Genomic DNA, 16,622 nt, shown 5'->3' with positions numbered 1-16,622 from the left:
AGATCCTTCATCAGGGCCGCGCCCGCCCCGGTTTTTATTACCTTTTTCACCGAGCAGCCGAAATTGATGTCCACAATGTCGGCCCCGGCCTGTTCCACCATGGACGCGGCTTTTGCCATCATATGCGGCTTTGCCCCGAAAATCTGGACGCTGAGGGGCTTTTCCTCTTGTCCGTGAACCATCATTTTCAGGGTTTTACCGGAATTCTGGTACAGGGCGTTTGCGCTTAACATCTCGGTGCACACCAATGCGCACCCATTTTGCCTGATCATGCGCCGGAAGGCAGCATCCGTGATACCGGCCATGGGCGCCATGACCGTGGGCGGAGATATCACAATATCGCCGATGGTAAATAAGGGGTTTTCAGTGTTCATTTATTTTTATTTTCCCGCACTGGGGTTGGCATAGCAATACAGACAATTGTGAAAACAGGGCTGATCGGCATAACCCCCGATGTCTCTTGACGTCATGCATCCACAGCCCCTGGCCCGGCGCTGGCCCGCATCCTTTTGAAACGAAAGCCGGCCGCCGAACAATTCCACCAGAAACACATTGGGAATGCAGGCGCCGGGCAAAACCCGGGTGCCCGGAGGCAGGGCTTCCAGTACCTCCGGCTCGCAGCAAAGATAAAACGACATGCCCAGGCTTTCAAGCAGGCGCTGCATGCGCACCACCACCCGGACTTTTTTCTCAAGGGGCGGATCAATCCACGCAAACCCGTCTGCCGGTGCCTTGCGCCGGCTGACCTTGGCATACAGATCCACGAAACTGATCACACACCGCCGCACCCCAAATCCAGCCATAGCCCGTGCGATTGTCTCAAAATCATGAAGATTGCTGTCTGCTCCGTTTGCCGCGGTGCGGAAAAAACATACAGGATCAAACCGCCACTGCACGGTCTGTGCCCCGAAGCGTCGGCAGAGTTCAGCGGCCTGCTCCAGCCGGTCGGCCACGGGAACAATGCCCGGTTCCAGCAGCGGGGAGCCGGAATTGAGCGTAAAGTTGAAAAACAGGTGATAGCCGAGTTTTTGCAGCCGTTGTCCGTACCCATTGTCTAAAAACCGGGAAAAATCCTTGGACCAGAACACAATGGTGTGCACGTCTGCCGGGCCTGTGGCAACCGGGTAAATGACTTGGTTGTAGGGATTTTTCACCGCAAAGGATTGCCGGCCGATGCCTTCCATGAACCAGTCCATGTAAAAGGCGGGTATATCGGTGCGCCGGGAAGCAGAGAGAACAATCGGGTTTTTCATGGCCAAAAGGTCCTGTCAGCAGACAATCCAAAATTGATGGCACCGTAAAAAGCTTTTTACCGCGTCCGCTGTTTTTGAAGGAAGAAAGTCCTGCGGTCGGCGTCAGCTTTTTCGCTCCTGACCGTTTACGGATTCAGCCAATGCCTTCGCTTAAAATTTCAAAAACTCGGCCTGTCGGCCTCAAACAGTTTGAAATTTTTTAGCTTCGGCATTTGCTGAATTTTTCCGTAAACGCTCAATGTCGCTTCAAAAACCGACCCCGCCCTTGGACTTCCTTGGAAGTCTGATTTCAGATGGCGCCGTAAAAAGTTATTTGGGCTTGCGGTCCTTCAGGGAAATCACCGTTCCGCCGGAATCGTCAGTGCCGTCCTGCCCGCTTGTGCCGAGCTCCTGCTTCTCGGCCCCCTCTTGTTTTTCCGGAGCCTGCTCTTGTGTCTCCTCCGGGGGCTCGATCTTTTCCAGGCGCATGCGATTGCCGCCCATGGTAAATTCCGCCCCATTGATGTAGGTGTCGCGCAGAATCCAGGTTACGGTCTGCACGGGCACCTGCAGCAGCATGAGCTTGATCTGAAACCAATCCTTTTTCACGTCCGGCGCAATATCTTCCACCCGGGCAAACACCACGGGCTGGTCTTCGTGATAAATTAACACAATGTCGTTTTCCGCAGCCATATATCCCCTTTTTGCATCCGAAAATCTTTTGGCAAGTATTATATCAACCGGATGCAGGGCAGTTCAACCCGTTTTCCCATAACCCGGGATTCAATCGTTTCGGCCCGGGGCAAAAACCGTTTTGATCCAGTAAATCAAGCTGTTGCCCGCCAGGTTCTCGTGGTCGAGCCGCTGGATATCCCGGTTTAGCTGCTTAATATCGGCAAACCAAGCCGCCCTTTTGACAAGCCGGCGCTCCGGGTCCAGCTCGCGCACCACCCGGGCCGGATTGCCGGCGGCAATCACGTTGGGCGGCACATCACGCACCACCACCGAGCCTGCGCCAATGATGCTGTTTTCCCCGATGGTCACGCCCTTGCACACTGTTGTGCAGTCGCCGAGCCACACGTTATCGCGGATATAAACCGGGGCGGTCTCGCCGATGGTCTGCACCCGGTCATAGGTGCCGTGCCAGTCCGCATCCGTGATAAAGCTGCTGCCCGCCATCATGCAGTTATCGGCAATCACGATTTCATTGGCCGAGCTGATCCGAACCCCGGGGCAGACCAGGCAAAAGTCGCCAATGGCGATTTTTCCCATGCCCGGTTTTTCCGGCCAGACGGTCAGCCGGACCTTTTTATCCGAAGTGGTCAGGATGTTGACATGCTGCCCGATGGTAACGGGAGCGCCGAAAATCTTGATATTCCAGGGATGCACGCACATGGCCCCGACGCCCAGGGCATCAAGCTGGGGCCGGATGAAACGGCGGGTATAGGCATCCTGAAACCGGGTAAAGGCGCGCTTGAGGAAATAGGGTCGATGATCTTTTCGCAAAAAAACCTGCAAGATTTAAAGGGTTAGGCAAAAAGGCCGGATTCCTCCCAGAATCCGTGATGAAACAAGCGGCTGGCCGGGGTCAGGTGATACAGGGCGTCTGCAGCCATGAGCACCACCGCGTTGGTCCAGGTGATTTTTTCCTCCGGCCAGATCACCATGTCGGGGTAAGTAAATCCGCACCAATAGGAGCCGTCTTCAAACCGCCGATCATGCATCCAGTTAAAAATGATCCCGGCAATCCGCTCATTTCCGGAAGCCGCCAGGGCGAGCACGCACTCGCAGGTTTCCGCCACTGTCACCCAGGGACGGTTGGAAACGCAGAGCACGCCCATGTCCTCCACCACGAATTTCTTCCAGTACTGGTCAAAGCGCTTGCGCGCCGCCGCGCCCGTGAGCGCGCCGGAAAGTACCGGGTAAAACCAGTCCATGGAATAATGGGACTTGGCGATGTTAAACAGGTGATAACCGTTTTGCACGGCCTTTTTCAGCCGAAAGGCTGCGGAAAACCAGTTTTCGCACCCTTTTCCCAGTACCCGGCCCATGGCAATGGCGCACTTCAGGCTCATGTAAATGGAGCTCGAACCGGTGAGAAGGGCCATGGGGTCAACCTTGAGATCCGGGCTCATGGCCCAGTAAATCTCGCCGCTGGGCGCCTGAAGGCTTAAGGCAAATTCCATTGCCCGGCGTACCGGTTCCCACATTTCGGCAAGAAACCCCTCATCGCCGGTCACCAGGTAATAGTGATACGCCCCCACGGCAATATAGGCGGTGACATTTGTATCCCGGGTCTGGTCCAGGGGCCGGCCGTCCTGGTAAGCCGCATACCAGCTTCCGTCTTCCAGCTGCCGGGCTGCCAGCCATTGATATGCCATTTTTGCGCGCTCCGGATATCCGCCGATGGCCAGTCCCATGGCCGATTCCACGTGATCCCAGGGATCGGTTTTGCCGCCGTCAAACCACGGGATTTCCCCATCCGGTTTCTGAATTTGGGCGACCAGGGCCGCTGCCTGACCCAGTTCCACCTCAGCCGGCTGCTTCTTGCGTAACACCTCCAGATCCATTCTCGCGTGGCCTTTCCCGTCATCTAAATCATCTGCGTGAGCGGCACGCGGCCGCACCCTTACCCGCCAGACCCGCCCGGCCCGGATATCGGCTGACAGCGAACTGTTAGATTATTTTTTCCGAACTTGAGCGATTTTTTTAAAATAATCAATATGCCAAAATTCAATTAGGAAAGCAATTTTTTTTACCCTCTTACCCGATATGCGGCATCAGCGCCCAGACAATCGCCCAGGAGTCCGAATCCGGCAATTTGTCCAGACACACGATGCCGCCGTTCTGGAACTTGAAAACCGTGTAATCCGTTTTCCCCGTGGTCAGGTAAGATGCCATGCGCTCCATAAACGGCAAATGACCCACAAGCATGAGATTTTCATCCGATCGTATCTCCCCGGCAAAGGCTTCGGGGTCATCCAGAGCCTTTAAGCCCTCGGTTTCGGCCACACCTGCGACATTAAGCTTTTTGGCAAAAATATCAGCCGTCTGCCGGGCGCGTTTTTTTCCGCTGTGCAGGATCCGGTCGATCTTCACCCCGTAGACCACGGCCGTATCCGCAATCCTTTCCACCTCGTCTATGCCTTGCTCGGAAAGCCCCTGTTTTTCGTCAATTTCCTTTGGAAGGTTTTTGCCGTGCTGAACCATATAAAGTGCCATTTTCATCGCCTCCTTTCTGCGCCGTTAAACATCGGTTCCCCCGCCGGCAGGCACATTGGCTGACTGCGGGCCGGCGGGCCGGCTTTTCTGTTTTCTACCATAATGCAGAGATAACAGGGATTCAAATCCAAACAAAAAGAAAAGATCGAATTTTTTTGCATAACCTCTTGCCATGGGCGGCCTGATTTCGATAAGAACAGGTAACCTGAATTTTTCATTTTACTCCATGGATTCAATCAGGTAAGCATGCGGCAGTAAAAACAAAATGCCTGCAACCGATAAACAAAGGAAAGCGCATTTATGGGCGGACTTTTCGGATGTACCATGAAAACCGACTGCACGATGGATCTGTTTTACGGAACCGATTATCATTCCCATCTCGGCACCAAGCGGGGCGGTCTGGCAGTCAAAAACAGCCAGGGCATAGCAAAGGCCATCAAAAACATCGAAAACAGCTATTTTCGCACCAAGTTTGAATCCGAGCTTCCCAATCTTCATGGCAACAAGGGAATCGGGGTGATCAGCGACCATGATTCCCAGCCATTGATCATTGGATCGCACCTGGGCAATTTCGGCATTGCCACGGTGGGCCGCATCAACAACCTGGCGGAACTGGCCCGCTCGGCTTTCAACCGGGGCATTCATTTCTCGGAAGTGGGTGAAGGCGCGGTCAACCCCACGGAATGCGTCGGGATGCTCATCAACCAGGAAAACAATTTTGTCAACGGCATTGTCAGTGCCCAGGCGGCCATCCGTGGATCGTGCACCCTGCTGCTTCTCACGGAAAAAGGCATCTACGCCGCCAGGGACCGGCTCGGCCGCACGCCCCTGGTGATCGGCAAAAAGGAGGGCGCCCATGCGGTCTCATTTGAAACCACGGCGTTTTTCAACCTCGGATACGAAGCCGTCCATTACCTGGGGCCCGGAGAAATCGTTTTTATCACCGCAGAGGGCTATGAAACCGTCCGTCCGCCAGGCCCGGACATGCAGGTCTGCGCCTTTTTATGGGTCTATTACGGTTATCCGGCATCCAGCTACGAAAACATCTCCGTGGAGCAGGTGCGCTACAGATGCGGGCAGGCCCTGGCCCGGGCCGATGACATGGAGGTGGACCTGGTTTCGGGCATTCCGGATTCGGGCATCGGCCATGCCATCGGGTATGCAAATGAAAAACAGGTGCCCTACGGCCGGCCCTTTGTCAAGTACACCCCCACCTGGCCCCGCAGCTTCATGCCTCAAAACCAGAACGACCGGGATCTGGTGGCCCGGATGAAGCTGATTCCGGTCACGTCCCTGATTTCCGGTCAACGCCTGCTGTTCTGTGATGACTCCATTGTCCGGGGTACCCAGCTCAAGGACAATGTCCGCACCCTGTTTGAGGCCAGGGCCCGGGAAGTGCACATGCGCATTGCCTGCCCCACCCTGGTCTATCCGTGCCTTTATCTGAATTTCTCAACATCGCGCTCAACCCTGGATCTTGCGGGGCGCAAGGCCATCTTCGACATGGAGGGACAGGAGCAGGAGGATACCATCCGGAGGTATGCGGACCCGGATACCCGACAGACCACCGACATGGTGGAACATATCCGGGAAAAACTCGGACTCAATACCCTGAAATACCAACGTCTTGAAGACATGATCACAGCCATCGGCCTGCCCAAAGAAAAACTATGCACCCACTGCTGGGACGGCAGCAGCTATGATTAAGATAAGCCTGTAAAAGGAGAAAATATGCCCAAGCGCACTGACATCCACAAGGTTATGATTATCGGCTCCGGGCCCATTATTATCGGTCAGGCCTGCGAGTTTGACTATTCCGGCACCCAGGCGTGCAAGGCCCTGCGGTCGCTGGGATATGAAATCGTGCTGGTCAATTCCAACCCGGCCACTATTATGACCGATCCGGAAATGGCAGATGTTACCTACATCGAGCCGCTGAACCCCGAAAACCTGACACGCATCATCGAAAAGGAACGCCCGGATGCGCTTCTGCCCAACCTGGGCGGCCAGTCCGCGCTCAACCTCTCCTCGGAGCTGGCCAAGCTGGGCGTGCTCGAGCGCTTCGGCGTCAAGGTCATCGGGGTCAACATCGAGGCCATCCAGCGGGGCGAGGACCGCACGGCCTTTAAGGAAACCATGGACAAACTCGGCATTGAAATGCCCGAAAGCCGGGCGGTGACAACCGTGGAGGACGCCGAGGCCGTAGCCGCCGAACTCGGATATCCCGTGGTGATCCGGCCGGCCTACACCATGGGCGGAACCGGCGGCGGGATGGTCTACAATGTGGAGGAGCTCCACACCGTTGCCGCCCGGGGCCTGGCTGCCAGCTACATCAACCAGATCCTGGTGGAGGAATCGGTCCTTGGCTGGGAGGAGCTGGAACTGGAGGTTGTGCGGGATACCAACAACAACCTGGTCACGGTCTGCTTTATCGAAAATGTGGATCCCATGGGCGTGCACACGGGTGATTCCTTCTGCACCGCGCCCATGCTCACCATATCCCAGGAACTGCAGCAGAAACTCCAGGACTACAGCTATGCCATTGTTGAGGCCATCGAGGTCATCGGCGGCACCAATATCCAGTTTGCCCACAACCGGGAAACCGGTCGGGTGGTGGTCATCGAGATCAACCCCCGGACCTCGCGCTCCTCGGCTTTGGCCTCAAAGGCCACGGGCTTTCCCATCGCCTTTATATCCGCGCTTCTGGCCGGCGGCATCACCCTGGATGAACTGCCCTACTGGCGCGACGGCACCCTTGAGAAATACACGCCGTCCGGCGATTACGTGGTGGTGAAATTCGCCAGATGGGGCTTTGAAAAGTTTCCCGGTGTGGAAGACAAGCTCGGCACCCAGATGCGGGCTGTGGGCGAGGTCATGAGCATCGGCAAAAACTACAAGGAGGCTTTGCAAAAAGCCATCCGGTCTTTGGAAATCAACCGCTACGGCCTGGGATTTGCAAAAGATTTCAATAAAAAACCCTTAAAGGAGCTGCTCGACGACATTGCAACACCCACCAGTGAACGCCAGTTTCTCATGTACGAGGCCCTTCGCAAGGGCGCAGGCGTGGATCAGCTCCACGAGCTGACCCGCATCACACCCTGGTTTATCCAGCAAATGAAGGAACTGGTGGAGCTCGAAGAAAAGATCTTGGCCGTCCCGGGTCAGCTTCCCCCGGACGATCTGCTGATTGCCGCCAAAAAAGACGGGTTTGCCGACCGGTATCTGGCCCGGATTCTGGGCATTGAAGAAATTGCCATCCGGGAGAAACGAAAGGCCCTGGGCATTGAAGAGGCCTGGGATGCCGTGCCCGTATCCGGGGTGGCTGATGCGGCCTATTATTATTCCACCTACAACGCCGAAAACAAGGTCTCTGCCAGCAGCCGCAAAAAAATCATGGTGCTCGGCGGCGGGCCAAACCGCATCGGCCAGGGAATCGAATTTGACTACTGCTGCGTGCATGCCGCCTTTGCCATCCGGGAGGCGGGTTATGAGTCCATCATGGTCAACTGCAACCCCGAGACCGTGTCCACTGACTATGACACCTCGGACAAACTGTATTTCGAGCCCCTGACAGTGGAGGACGTGCTTTCCATCTATGAAAAGGAGCAGCCCGAGGGCGTGATCGTCCAGTTCGGCGGCCAAACCCCGCTCAACATCGCCTCTGAGCTCGAGGCTGCGGGCGTCAAAATTCTGGGCACCTCCCCGGAAACCATCGATCTGGCCGAGGACCGGGACCGGTTTCACCAGATCGTGGCCAAACTCGGCATTCCCCAGCCGGAATCGGGCATGGCCCGCTCTTTTGACGAAGCCCTCAAAATTGCCAGAAACATCGGCTACCCACTGATGGTGCGGCCCTCCTATGTTCTGGGCGGAAGGGCCATGGAAATTGTCATGGACGAAACCATGCTCCAGCGCTACCTGGCAGCTGCCGTGGAGGTTTCCGAGAAACGGCCGGTGCTCATTGACAAATTTCTGGAATCGGCCATCGAGGCCGAGGCCGACGCCATTGCCGACGGCACCGACGCGTTTGTGCCCGCGGTCATGGAACACATCGAGCTGGCCGGCATCCATTCGGGAGATTCGGCCTGCGTGATTCCGCCCGTGAGCATCCCGCCCAGGCACGTGGAAACCATCATTGATTACACCCGCAAAATCGCAATGGAATTCGGGGTAAAGGGCCTGATGAACATCCAGTACGCCATTGCCGATGACATGGTCTACATCCTGGAGGCCAACCCGCGCGCGTCAAGAACCGTGCCCATTGTCTCCAAGGTCTGCGGATTTGCCATGGCCCGCATCGCCACCAAAATCATGCTCGGCGCCACCCTGGCCGACATGGATTTGCAGCGGCCCGTGATCACCCATCACGGGGTCAAGGAAGCCGTATTTCCCTTTAACATGTTTCCGGAAGTCGATCCGCTTTTGGGCCCGGAAATGCGGTCCACCGGAGAGGTGCTTGGCCTGGGCGATTCCTTTGGCATGGCCTTTTTCAAGGCCCAGGAGGCCACCCAGTCGCCGCTGCCCGTGGAAGGAAGCATTCTGATCACGGTGGCGGACAACGACAAGTCCAGCGTGCTGGAGCCGGCCCGGCTTTTTTCTGATCTGGGATTTCAAATCTATGCCACCCGGGGCACCCGGGAATTTCTGGAAAAACACGGTCTTGCCGCAGAAACGCTGAGAAAGCTGGGACACGGCCGGCCCGATATCGTGGATGCCATCAAAAACCGCGAGGTCCAGCTCATCATCAACACCCCGGTGGGAAAAGCCAGCCAGGAGGATGACTCCTATATCCGAAAAACCGCCATCCGCTTCAAGGTGCCCTACATCACCACCACGGCCGCGGCAACGGCTGCGGCCAAGGGAATTGCCGCCCGCAGGGCAGGAGAGCCGGAGGCAAAATCCCTGCAGCGCTATCACCGGGAGATCAAGTAGGACAAAGAAATATACGGATCAGGAGGATGGCGGCAGATCTGCCGCCTCCTCCCACTCCTGGATGTATTTTTTGACCGTACGCCGGTCCAGGGCGGTTCTGCGGGCCACTTCCTCAAAATTCTGATGCCGCTGGTAAAGCAGGTAGCAGTACCCGGAAACCAGGGAGGCGGCCTCGATATTGCCCTGCTCGATGCCGGCGATCAAACGGCTGTCCAGGCCCCCGCCAGCCGGGGAAAACGCGGTGTTCCCGGAATAGGAACCCTTTAGCAGCACCCGGCGCACGCACTGCTCCACCTCCCGGACATTGCCCGGCCATGGGTAATCCGGGCCGAGCTGGTCATCAATGGCCGCGCGCACCATCCCGGCCAGCTCCGCTGAGGGTTTTCCCACCAGGCGCTCCACAGTGAGATTCAGCAGAATGTCCAGTTCTCTGGGATCTTCCTGGATCCGCTGGCGCAAAGGAGGCACGGTGATCATGTCCGAGCAGAGCCGGTAATAAAAATCGTCCCTGAAAACCTTTTTGCCCCGGATTTCCTCCAGGGACCGGTTGGTAGCCGCAATGACCCGGCCCTCGAACCGACCGTGCTTCTGGGAGCCCACGGGCGTGAAAATCCGCTCCTGGAGCACCTGCAAAAGCTTGATCTGCACGGGCTTGGGCACCTCGCCGATTTCATCGAGCAAAATGGCCCCGTGGGGGCTGCAGGAGGCAAACACTCCGTCATAATCGTCAATGGCGCCGGTAAAAGCGCCTTTTTTATGCCCGAACAGGGCCGATTCGATCAGGCTTTCAGGAAACTGGGAAAGATTCAATGACACAAAGGAGCGGGTAAAGCTTTCCACAAAGCTTCGCCACCGCTTGTTTAAAGGGATAAACCCGGAGCGGCCGATGGCCGCGGCCGCAGTACCCTTTCCCGTTCCGGTCTCGCCGAGCAGCAGGGTGGAGAAATCCTCCATCCGGTCGCGCAGATAGCGGTCATAAAGCTCGATATTGTGGGTGAAGATGTTTTTCCAGAGATTGGCCCGCAGGTCGCGCATGCTCGGGCTGATGCCCGCCAGGCCTCGGTCGATGAAATAAAAGGCCCGCCTTAGCTGGTAGGCCAGGGCAAAATAATGCCGGAAGGCCTCCTCCCCGAAGCCCCGGGAAGCCATGGCCTGGTGCACGTCATGGTAAAACGAAATTTTCATCGGGGTATCACCGGCTGCGAACTGGCTTTTGATCATCTCGTCATAATGATCCTTGAACCGGTAGAACAGCTCAAACAAAAACACCTTCTGCATCAGATCCCGGTCCTCGCCTTTGTAAGCATCCAGGCTGGCCGCGGACGCCTCCTGCAGACCGGCAATGCGGGTGTTTAATTCATGGGCGATTTTCTCTGTGCGCTCGGACCGGGAGGCATCCGGGGAAAGCCCGCTTAACGTCAGTTCCAGGTCCGTGTGTTCATCGGAAAATGGATTGACCAAACCGGCCCTGGCAATTTTTTGAAAAAACTCTCTGTCAGCTGCATTGAGCATAAAATGTCCGTCTCATGGTTATATCCGGCCGCCGCTCCACCGGAGCTTGGCCTTCAGGATATCAAAATAGTTGTGGCCCGGAAGCTTGATCAGCTTTAGGGGAGAGGGGCTTTTTTCAATGAGAATGGTGTCGGTGGGCGCAATTTCCAGGCCCTGCTGGCCGTCGAATGTGGCAACGATGTCTGCGGCCTTCTCCCCAAGACGAATCTGGATCCTGGACCTGGCCGGCACGACCAGCACCCGGTTGGTCAGGGTAAAGGGACAGATCGGTGTGACAAGAATGCCTTCCACGGCCGGGTGCACCACGGGCCCGCCCGCTGCCAGGCAATAGGCGGTTGAACCCGTGGGGGTGGAGACAATGAGCCCATCGCTGCGATAGGTTGTCAGATAATGATCGTCAATGCAGGTTTCAATGTTGGCCAGCCTTGCCAGGGCCCCCTTGTTGATCACCACGTCGTTTAAAACCGTTTCCTCCACGCACAGCCGGCCCTGCCGGAAAATGCGCACCTTGAGCCTGGCCCGGGATTCAACCTCAAAATCCCGGTCCAGCACAGTCTGGGCCGCAGTAAAAAGAGAGTCCTCGGCGATTTCGGCAAGAAAGCCGATATCACCGAACTTCACGCCGATCATGGGAATACTGGCCTCCCCGATCCAGCGCGATGCGCTCAAAAACGTGCCGTCTCCGCCCAGCACAAACACGCAGAGCATGGTTTCCGGATCCACCCCGGTCTCCCGATCTGTCTGAAGACCCAGCTGCGGCTGAAAGGCATTCTGGCGTATGACCGCCAGACCCTTTTTCCTCAGCCATTTCTCAAAGGCGTCGGCTGTTTTCTGGGCTGCTGAATCCTGCTTGACGAACAATCCGATCTGTTTCACAGTGTCCCCGATGTCGTGTGATGTCCAAAAAGGGTTTTGCGTATCTTTCCCATACTAGTTTCGCGCCGGCCGGGCAAGGAATTTTCCCCGGCCAAAGACCCCGCGGGACAAAGGCAACGGCGGATTTTTTCCTTGAAGGCCCCGGCTGCAGCCATTAAACTCTGAAACAAGGGCCGCTTTTGTGCGCCCATGGTGCAAACATGGACAAACAACCAAAACCCCCATTTCATGTCAAAAAGGAGCCGAACCGTGCACCCGCCAGATGCCATTCTCGAACGCACCCGGCAGTTTATGACAAGCCGGATTATTTTGACCGCAGCCCAGCTCGACATTTTCACCCTTTTGGAAAAACAGCCGGATTCCGCAAACAGCCTGTTTCTGCAGCTGGGTGTGGACCCCCGGGCACTGACCCGGCTTCTTGACGCCCTGGTGGCCGCAGAGGTTCTGGACAAAAAAGACGGAATCTATCACAACACCGGACAGTCCACGCTGCTCAGCGCCAATCATCCGGAAACCGTCCGTCCCATGGTCCTGCACATGGCCGAGGTGTGGGATTCCTGGTCGCATCTCACCGAGGTTGTTGAAAAAGGCGAAAAGCCCGACCTGGTGCCCATGACCGAAAAAGACGACCAGACCCTGGAAGCCTTTATCGGGGCCATGCACGTGGCGGGCCGGCAGATGGCCGCAGACATTGCCGCAGACCTGGATCTCAGTGGTTATAAAAAGCTGCTGGACATCGGCGGGGCCTCGGGCACCTACACCATTGCGTTTTTAAACAAGGCCCCCGGGCTTTCGGCCATCGTGTTTGACCTGCCCAGGGTGCTTCCCATGGCAGAGTCCAGAATGGCGGAAAATCAAATGGCCGACCGGGTGGAGCTGCGGGCGGGCGATTACAACACCGATGAGATGCCGGCCGGCTGCGACCTGGCCCTGCTGTCCGCCATTATTCACCAAAACAGTCCCGAGCAGAACCGCTCGCTCTACACCCGCATCCACCAAGCCCTTGAGCCCGGCGGGGCAATCCTGATACGGGATCACATCATGGACGAAGACAGAACCAATCCCCCGGGCGGGGCCATCTTTGCCATCAACATGCTGGTCAACACCCGGGGCGGAGACACCTACACTTTCTCAGAGGTCAAAAGCGACCTGGAGCAGGCCGGATTTACAGACGTTGCCCTGGTGCGCGAGGGCAAGTCCATGGACTGCGTGGTCATGGCTGTCAAGCCATCGTAAACCCCCCTGAAAATGCAGAAACCGCCGCAGGCCGTCTATGGACTTGCGGCGGTTTTCCCTGAAAACAAAACCCGGGAATCAGTCATTGCCTAGTTCGTGCCCGAACGAAAACCAGGATTTTTCGTTAAGGTCCAGGACGGCGAAAATTTTAACCGCAGGAATACTCGACGTATTTTGAGGATTAAAATTTGAGCCGGACGCAGAGATTGGCGAAAAAGACGGTTTTCGTTCAAGCACTAGTTCAGATCCTCCCACCGGCTTTCAAGTCGTTCCATGACCTGGGGCATGGTGGTGTATTCCATTTCCTCCATGGGCAGCCGGTGGGGTTCAAACGGACCGTGCCGCCGCATGTGGTCGGCCAGCCGGTTGCATTCCTGCCGGGCCACGTCAAAACTCGGATCATCAAACATATCCCTGGGCCCGATGAGCTGGCCGTCGGCAATCTGGAATCCCAGGGCCGTGACCCGGGGCGGGCCGTCAAACCGGGAGGGATTGGCGTCCTTTACGGCAACAGGCATCAGCGGGCCCGTGTGGGAGCCGCGCATCCAGCCCTCCACAAGCTGGGCCCGGGTAAAGGGCTCGAGCAGTTCGCCCACGGCCGGAAAATCGCCCTGGCAGCGGACAATATAGACGGGATCATCTTTTCCCACATATTTGCCCGCAGTCAGCGCGAGCCGCTCGGTGGATGTGGCAGCGGCGATCTCCCCGTTTTTGGTGTAGACCGACTTGACCATGTATTGGCTGGGAGCACCGATAAATACAAGAAGGTCATAGATTTCCTCCGGGGCATCAAAAAAGATCCGCTTATGCCCCTTTACGTCATGGACCTGGAATTTGAAACCCTCATGGAGGCTCGGGGAAATCACCAGGCCCGCGGTGTTAAACGGATCGGCAAACGCCTTGTAAAGCGGCAGGTTCCATGCGCCCGCAGAGGTTTTGTCGGCCATGAACACGATTATTGGCTCGGATTTTCGCTCTTCGAACTCCATCTCGGCCAGGCCCGGACCCATGCCGCGGATCGTGTTGGAAAAGGCATCTGTCAAAAGATCCTGGCCAGCCCCGTAGAGCTTGAGCTTTTTGGCTGTTTCGGCGCATGCCCAGAAAATATCCCAGGCCATTTGATGAATCTCAGTGTTGTCGGGGCCTTTGCGGTGGGTCATGATCAGTTCGAGATCATCGCCGCACGCGGTGACATAATAATCCAGGATTTTTTCCTGTTTCTTGGCTGTTTCCAGCCGGTTTTCGGCTTCTTTGCACAAATCCGGATGAATGGAAGAATGTCCGACCAGGCCGCCCACGTCTGCTTTGATAGTGCTTAAGGTGACTTTCTTCTCCATTGTATTGCCCTCCTTTTGGGGTTTAGGGAAGTTGTTGCCCACTAAGACACGGACTCCACGCAGAAATGAACTAATCAATTGATATAAAAAAGGATGTGAACATTTTAATAAAAAAATAATCATGTTTCGGACCGGGTCAACCCGCCCGACCCTCTGACGGAATCCCGGCCCTGGAACCGGCTGCCTGAAACCCGGTTCAATCCTCCGAACTTGACTTTAGGTATGGATTCATTTATGGATATGGATCAACTTTGAGGGCTTTCCGGGGGGGGTTCATTCCCGATATAAATCAGGCAACGCACAAGGAGAAGACAACATCATGGCACAATTAATCGCGGATCGCAAAGACGTGGACTTTGTCCTGCACGAACAGATGCAGGTGACCGAACTGGCCAAAAACGAAAAATTCGCCGAGTTCAACAAAAAAACCGTGGACATGGTGGTCACCGAGGCCAGGAACCTGGCCGTCAAAGCCATTTTGCCCACCCAGAAGGAAAGCGACGAAGTGGGCTGCAGCCTTGAAAAAGACGGCACGGTCAAGGTCCCGGAATCCTTCCACCAGGTAAACGCCTTATACAACGAAGGCGAATGGCTGGGCATGATCGATGAACCGGACTACGGCGGCCAGGGAATGCCCAAAACTTTGTCGCTGGCGGCAGAGGAATACTTTATCGGCGCCAATCCGGCATTCATGCTCTATCACGGCCTGTCCCACGGCGCGGCTAACCTGATCAAGACATTCGGCACCGAAGCCCAGAAAAATGCCTACCTGCCCAAAATCTACTCCGGCAAATGGTCCGGCACCATGCTTTTGACCGAAGCCGAGGCCGGCTCTGACGTGGGCGCCCTGCAGACAACGGCCACACCCAACGGTGATGGCACATACAGCATTTCCGGCACCAAGATTTTCATCTCCGGCGGCGAGCAGAACATGGTGGAAAACATCGCCCACCCGGTTCTGGCCCGCATTGAGGGCGCACCCGCCGGCACCCGGGGCATCTCCCTGTTTCTGGTGCCCAAGTACCGGGTCAACGACGACGGCAGTCTGGGCGAGTTCAACGACGTGGTGTGCACCGGCATCGAGGAAAAAATGGGCCTGCACGGAAATGCCACCTGCACCCTGACCCTGGGCGGCAGGGGAAACTGCGTGGGCACCCTGCTGGGCCAGGAAAACAAGGGCATGCGGGCGATGTTTCTGATGATGAACGAGGCGCGCCAGCTCGTGGGCCTGCAGGGCTTTGCCACGGCCACGGCTTCTTACATCTATGCAGTGAATTACGCCAGACAGCGCATCCAGGGAAAGCACCTGACTGCGGGCAAGGCGGCTGACGCCTCGTCTGTGCCCATTATCCAGCACCCGGACGTGCGCCGGCAGCTGCTGACCATGAAAGCCTACGTGGAGGGCATGCGCAGCCTGATCTATTACGGCGGCCTCACCCATGATCTGGAGGGCTTGGCCCAAAGCGACGAGGAAAAGGAAAAATACGCCGACCGCACCGCCATTTTAACGCCGATTATCAAAGGATACATCACAGACCGGGCCCTTGAGGTCACCAGCCACGGCATCCAGGTCTACGGCGGATACGGCTACATCCAGGAATATCCCATGGAACAGCTCATGCGCGACTGCCGGATATTCCAGATCTACGAGGGCACCAACGGCATCCAGGCCATGGACCTGCTGGGCCGCAAGCTGGGCATGAAAAAAGGCCAGCCCTTCATGGATTACCTGGGGGAAATGGAGAAAACCATTGCCGAAGCCGGAAAGATCAGCGTGCTGGGCGATGTGACCCGGCGGGTGGAAAACGCGGTCAACCGCTTAAGCGAGGTGGCGGTTTCCCTGGCAAAGGCATCGGTGTCGGATAATATCTTAAACGCCTATGCCTATGCCCATCCTTTCCTGGATGTCACCGGCGATGTGACCTTTGCCTGGATGCATCTATGGCGGGCCGTGCTGGCCGCCCGCAAGCTTGAAAAGCTCACCGGCGAAGCAGACATGGCCAAATTCATGGAAAAGGCCGGCAAAAACAAGGATGCCGCCTTTTACGTGGGCAGCCTGAAAACCGCGGAATTTTTCGCCACCAATATTCTGCCGGCCACCATGGGCAAACTCGACGCCATTGCCGATGTCAACGGCGCGGCCGTGGAAATGCCCGACGCCTCTTTTGGCGGATAGGCTTTACCCAAACTAAGCGTTTAAAATTTTTAAAAAAAGCCGGCAGGCCCGAACCGGGTCTGCCGGCTTTTTTTGACGGCAAGCCCGGCTTTTTGGGCT

At 56.6% G+C, this 16,622-nt stretch carries 13 protein-coding genes; 4 read left to right on the top strand and 9 right to left on the bottom strand.

Annotation, left to right across the window (positions count from 1 at the left end):
* From R6U41_RS11550 to sixA, 6 genes are all read right to left on the bottom strand, one after another.
* On the bottom strand, nucleotides 1-374 hold a 374-nt coding region (locus tag R6U41_RS11550; RefSeq protein WP_410269987.1), incomplete at its 3' end, for a tRNA-dihydrouridine synthase.
* A gap of 6 nt (nucleotides 375-380) precedes the next feature.
* The gene (locus R6U41_RS11545) at nucleotides 381-1,253 is read right to left on the bottom strand and encodes a DUF1848 family protein (RefSeq protein ID WP_410269986.1); all 873 of its coding nucleotides are present in this window, start codon (nucleotides 1,251-1,253) and stop codon (nucleotides 381-383) included.
* 309 nt (nucleotides 1,254-1,562) lie between these two features.
* A complete protein-coding gene (locus R6U41_RS11540; protein WP_410269985.1) occupies nucleotides 1,563-1,925 on the bottom strand; it encodes a hypothetical protein in 363 nt (120 codons plus the stop codon).
* Nucleotides 1,926-2,015: 90 nt separating this feature from the next.
* Nucleotides 2,016-2,738 carry an acyltransferase gene (locus R6U41_RS11535; protein ID WP_410269984.1) on the bottom strand — a complete coding sequence of 241 codons (723 nt, stop codon included), beginning with the start codon at nucleotides 2,736-2,738 and terminating at the stop codon, nucleotides 2,016-2,018.
* A gap of 23 nt (nucleotides 2,739-2,761) precedes the next feature.
* Nucleotides 2,762-3,802 (bottom strand): phenyltransferase domain-containing protein, encoded by a 1,041-nt coding sequence (locus R6U41_RS11530; RefSeq protein ID WP_410269983.1) that lies wholly within the window; start codon nucleotides 3,800-3,802, stop codon nucleotides 2,762-2,764.
* A gap of 193 nt (nucleotides 3,803-3,995) precedes the next feature.
* Nucleotides 3,996-4,454 carry a phosphohistidine phosphatase SixA gene (gene sixA / locus R6U41_RS11525; RefSeq protein WP_410269982.1) on the bottom strand — a complete coding sequence of 153 codons (459 nt, stop codon included), beginning with the start codon at nucleotides 4,452-4,454 and terminating at the stop codon, nucleotides 3,996-3,998.
* A gap of 300 nt (nucleotides 4,455-4,754) precedes the next feature.
* Here sixA and R6U41_RS11520 point away from each other — a divergent pair, with 300 nt between their 5' ends.
* Complete coding sequence (locus tag R6U41_RS11520) at nucleotides 4,755-6,161, top strand: amidophosphoribosyltransferase (RefSeq protein WP_410269981.1); 1,407 nt, start codon at nucleotides 4,755-4,757, stop codon at nucleotides 6,159-6,161.
* Between the two features lie 24 nt (nucleotides 6,162-6,185).
* Complete coding sequence (gene carB, locus R6U41_RS11515; RefSeq protein ID WP_410269980.1) at nucleotides 6,186-9,386, top strand: carbamoyl-phosphate synthase large subunit; 3,201 nt, start codon at nucleotides 6,186-6,188, stop codon at nucleotides 9,384-9,386.
* Nucleotides 9,387-9,404: 18 nt separating this feature from the next.
* Here carB and R6U41_RS11510 read toward each other — a convergent pair whose 3' ends face one another.
* Both R6U41_RS11510 and R6U41_RS11505 read right to left on the bottom strand, forming a co-directional pair.
* Entirely contained in the window at nucleotides 9,405-10,898 is a 1,494-nt protein-coding gene (locus R6U41_RS11510) for a sigma-54-dependent transcriptional regulator (protein ID WP_410269979.1), read from the bottom strand.
* An 18-nt stretch (nucleotides 10,899-10,916) separates the two neighbouring features.
* Nucleotides 10,917-11,774, bottom strand: coding sequence for an NAD(+)/NADH kinase (locus R6U41_RS11505; protein ID WP_410269978.1), 858 nt, complete (start codon nucleotides 11,772-11,774; stop codon nucleotides 10,917-10,919).
* Between the two features lie 249 nt (nucleotides 11,775-12,023).
* Here R6U41_RS11505 and R6U41_RS11500 point away from each other — a divergent pair, with 249 nt between their 5' ends.
* Nucleotides 12,024-13,010 carry a methyltransferase gene (locus R6U41_RS11500; RefSeq protein WP_410269977.1) on the top strand — a complete coding sequence of 329 codons (987 nt, stop codon included), beginning with the start codon at nucleotides 12,024-12,026 and terminating at the stop codon, nucleotides 13,008-13,010.
* A gap of 236 nt (nucleotides 13,011-13,246) precedes the next feature.
* Here the strand turns inward: R6U41_RS11500 and fbp are convergent, their stop codons facing one another.
* Nucleotides 13,247-14,347 (bottom strand): fructose-1,6-bisphosphate aldolase/phosphatase, encoded by a 1,101-nt coding sequence (fbp, locus tag R6U41_RS11495; protein WP_410269976.1) that lies wholly within the window; start codon nucleotides 14,345-14,347, stop codon nucleotides 13,247-13,249.
* Between the two features lie 319 nt (nucleotides 14,348-14,666).
* Here fbp and R6U41_RS11490 point away from each other — a divergent pair, with 319 nt between their 5' ends.
* Nucleotides 14,667-16,523: an acyl-CoA dehydrogenase gene (locus R6U41_RS11490; RefSeq protein WP_410269975.1), complete on the top strand. Its 1,857-nt coding sequence runs from the start codon at nucleotides 14,667-14,669 to the stop codon at nucleotides 16,521-16,523.
* Nucleotides 16,524-16,622 lie beyond the last annotated feature (99 nt).

This window comes from Desulfosalsimonas sp., assembly GCF_046483245.1.
GTDB lineage: Bacteria > Desulfobacterota > Desulfobacteria > Desulfobacterales > Desulfosalsimonadaceae > Desulfosalsimonas.
This window is presented reverse-complemented; position numbering and strand designations above follow the sequence as displayed.

Bases quoted from the DNA above. Each gene is read 5' to 3' on its own strand.
- R6U41_RS11530 (WP_410269983.1), bottom strand. From the start codon at position 3,802: ATGGATCTGGAGGTGTTACGCAAGAAGCAGCCGGCTGAGGTGGAACTG.
- sixA (WP_410269982.1), bottom strand. From the start codon at position 4,454: ATGGCACTTTATATGGTTCAGCACGGCAAAAACCTTCCAAAGGAAATT.
- R6U41_RS11545 (WP_410269986.1), bottom strand. From the start codon at position 1,253: ATGAAAAACCCGATTGTTCTCTCTGCTTCCCGGCGCACCGATATACCC.
- R6U41_RS11510 (WP_410269979.1), bottom strand. From the start codon at position 10,898: ATGCTCAATGCAGCTGACAGAGAGTTTTTTCAAAAAATTGCCAGGGCC.
- carB (WP_410269980.1), top strand. From the start codon at position 6,186: ATGCCCAAGCGCACTGACATCCACAAGGTTATGATTATCGGCTCCGGG.
- R6U41_RS11490 (WP_410269975.1), top strand. From the start codon at position 14,667: ATGGCACAATTAATCGCGGATCGCAAAGACGTGGACTTTGTCCTGCAC.
- R6U41_RS11520 (WP_410269981.1), top strand. From the start codon at position 4,755: ATGGGCGGACTTTTCGGATGTACCATGAAAACCGACTGCACGATGGAT.
- fbp (WP_410269976.1), bottom strand. From the start codon at position 14,347: ATGGAGAAGAAAGTCACCTTAAGCACTATCAAAGCAGACGTGGGCGGC.
- R6U41_RS11540 (WP_410269985.1), bottom strand. From the start codon at position 1,925: ATGGCTGCGGAAAACGACATTGTGTTAATTTATCACGAAGACCAGCCC.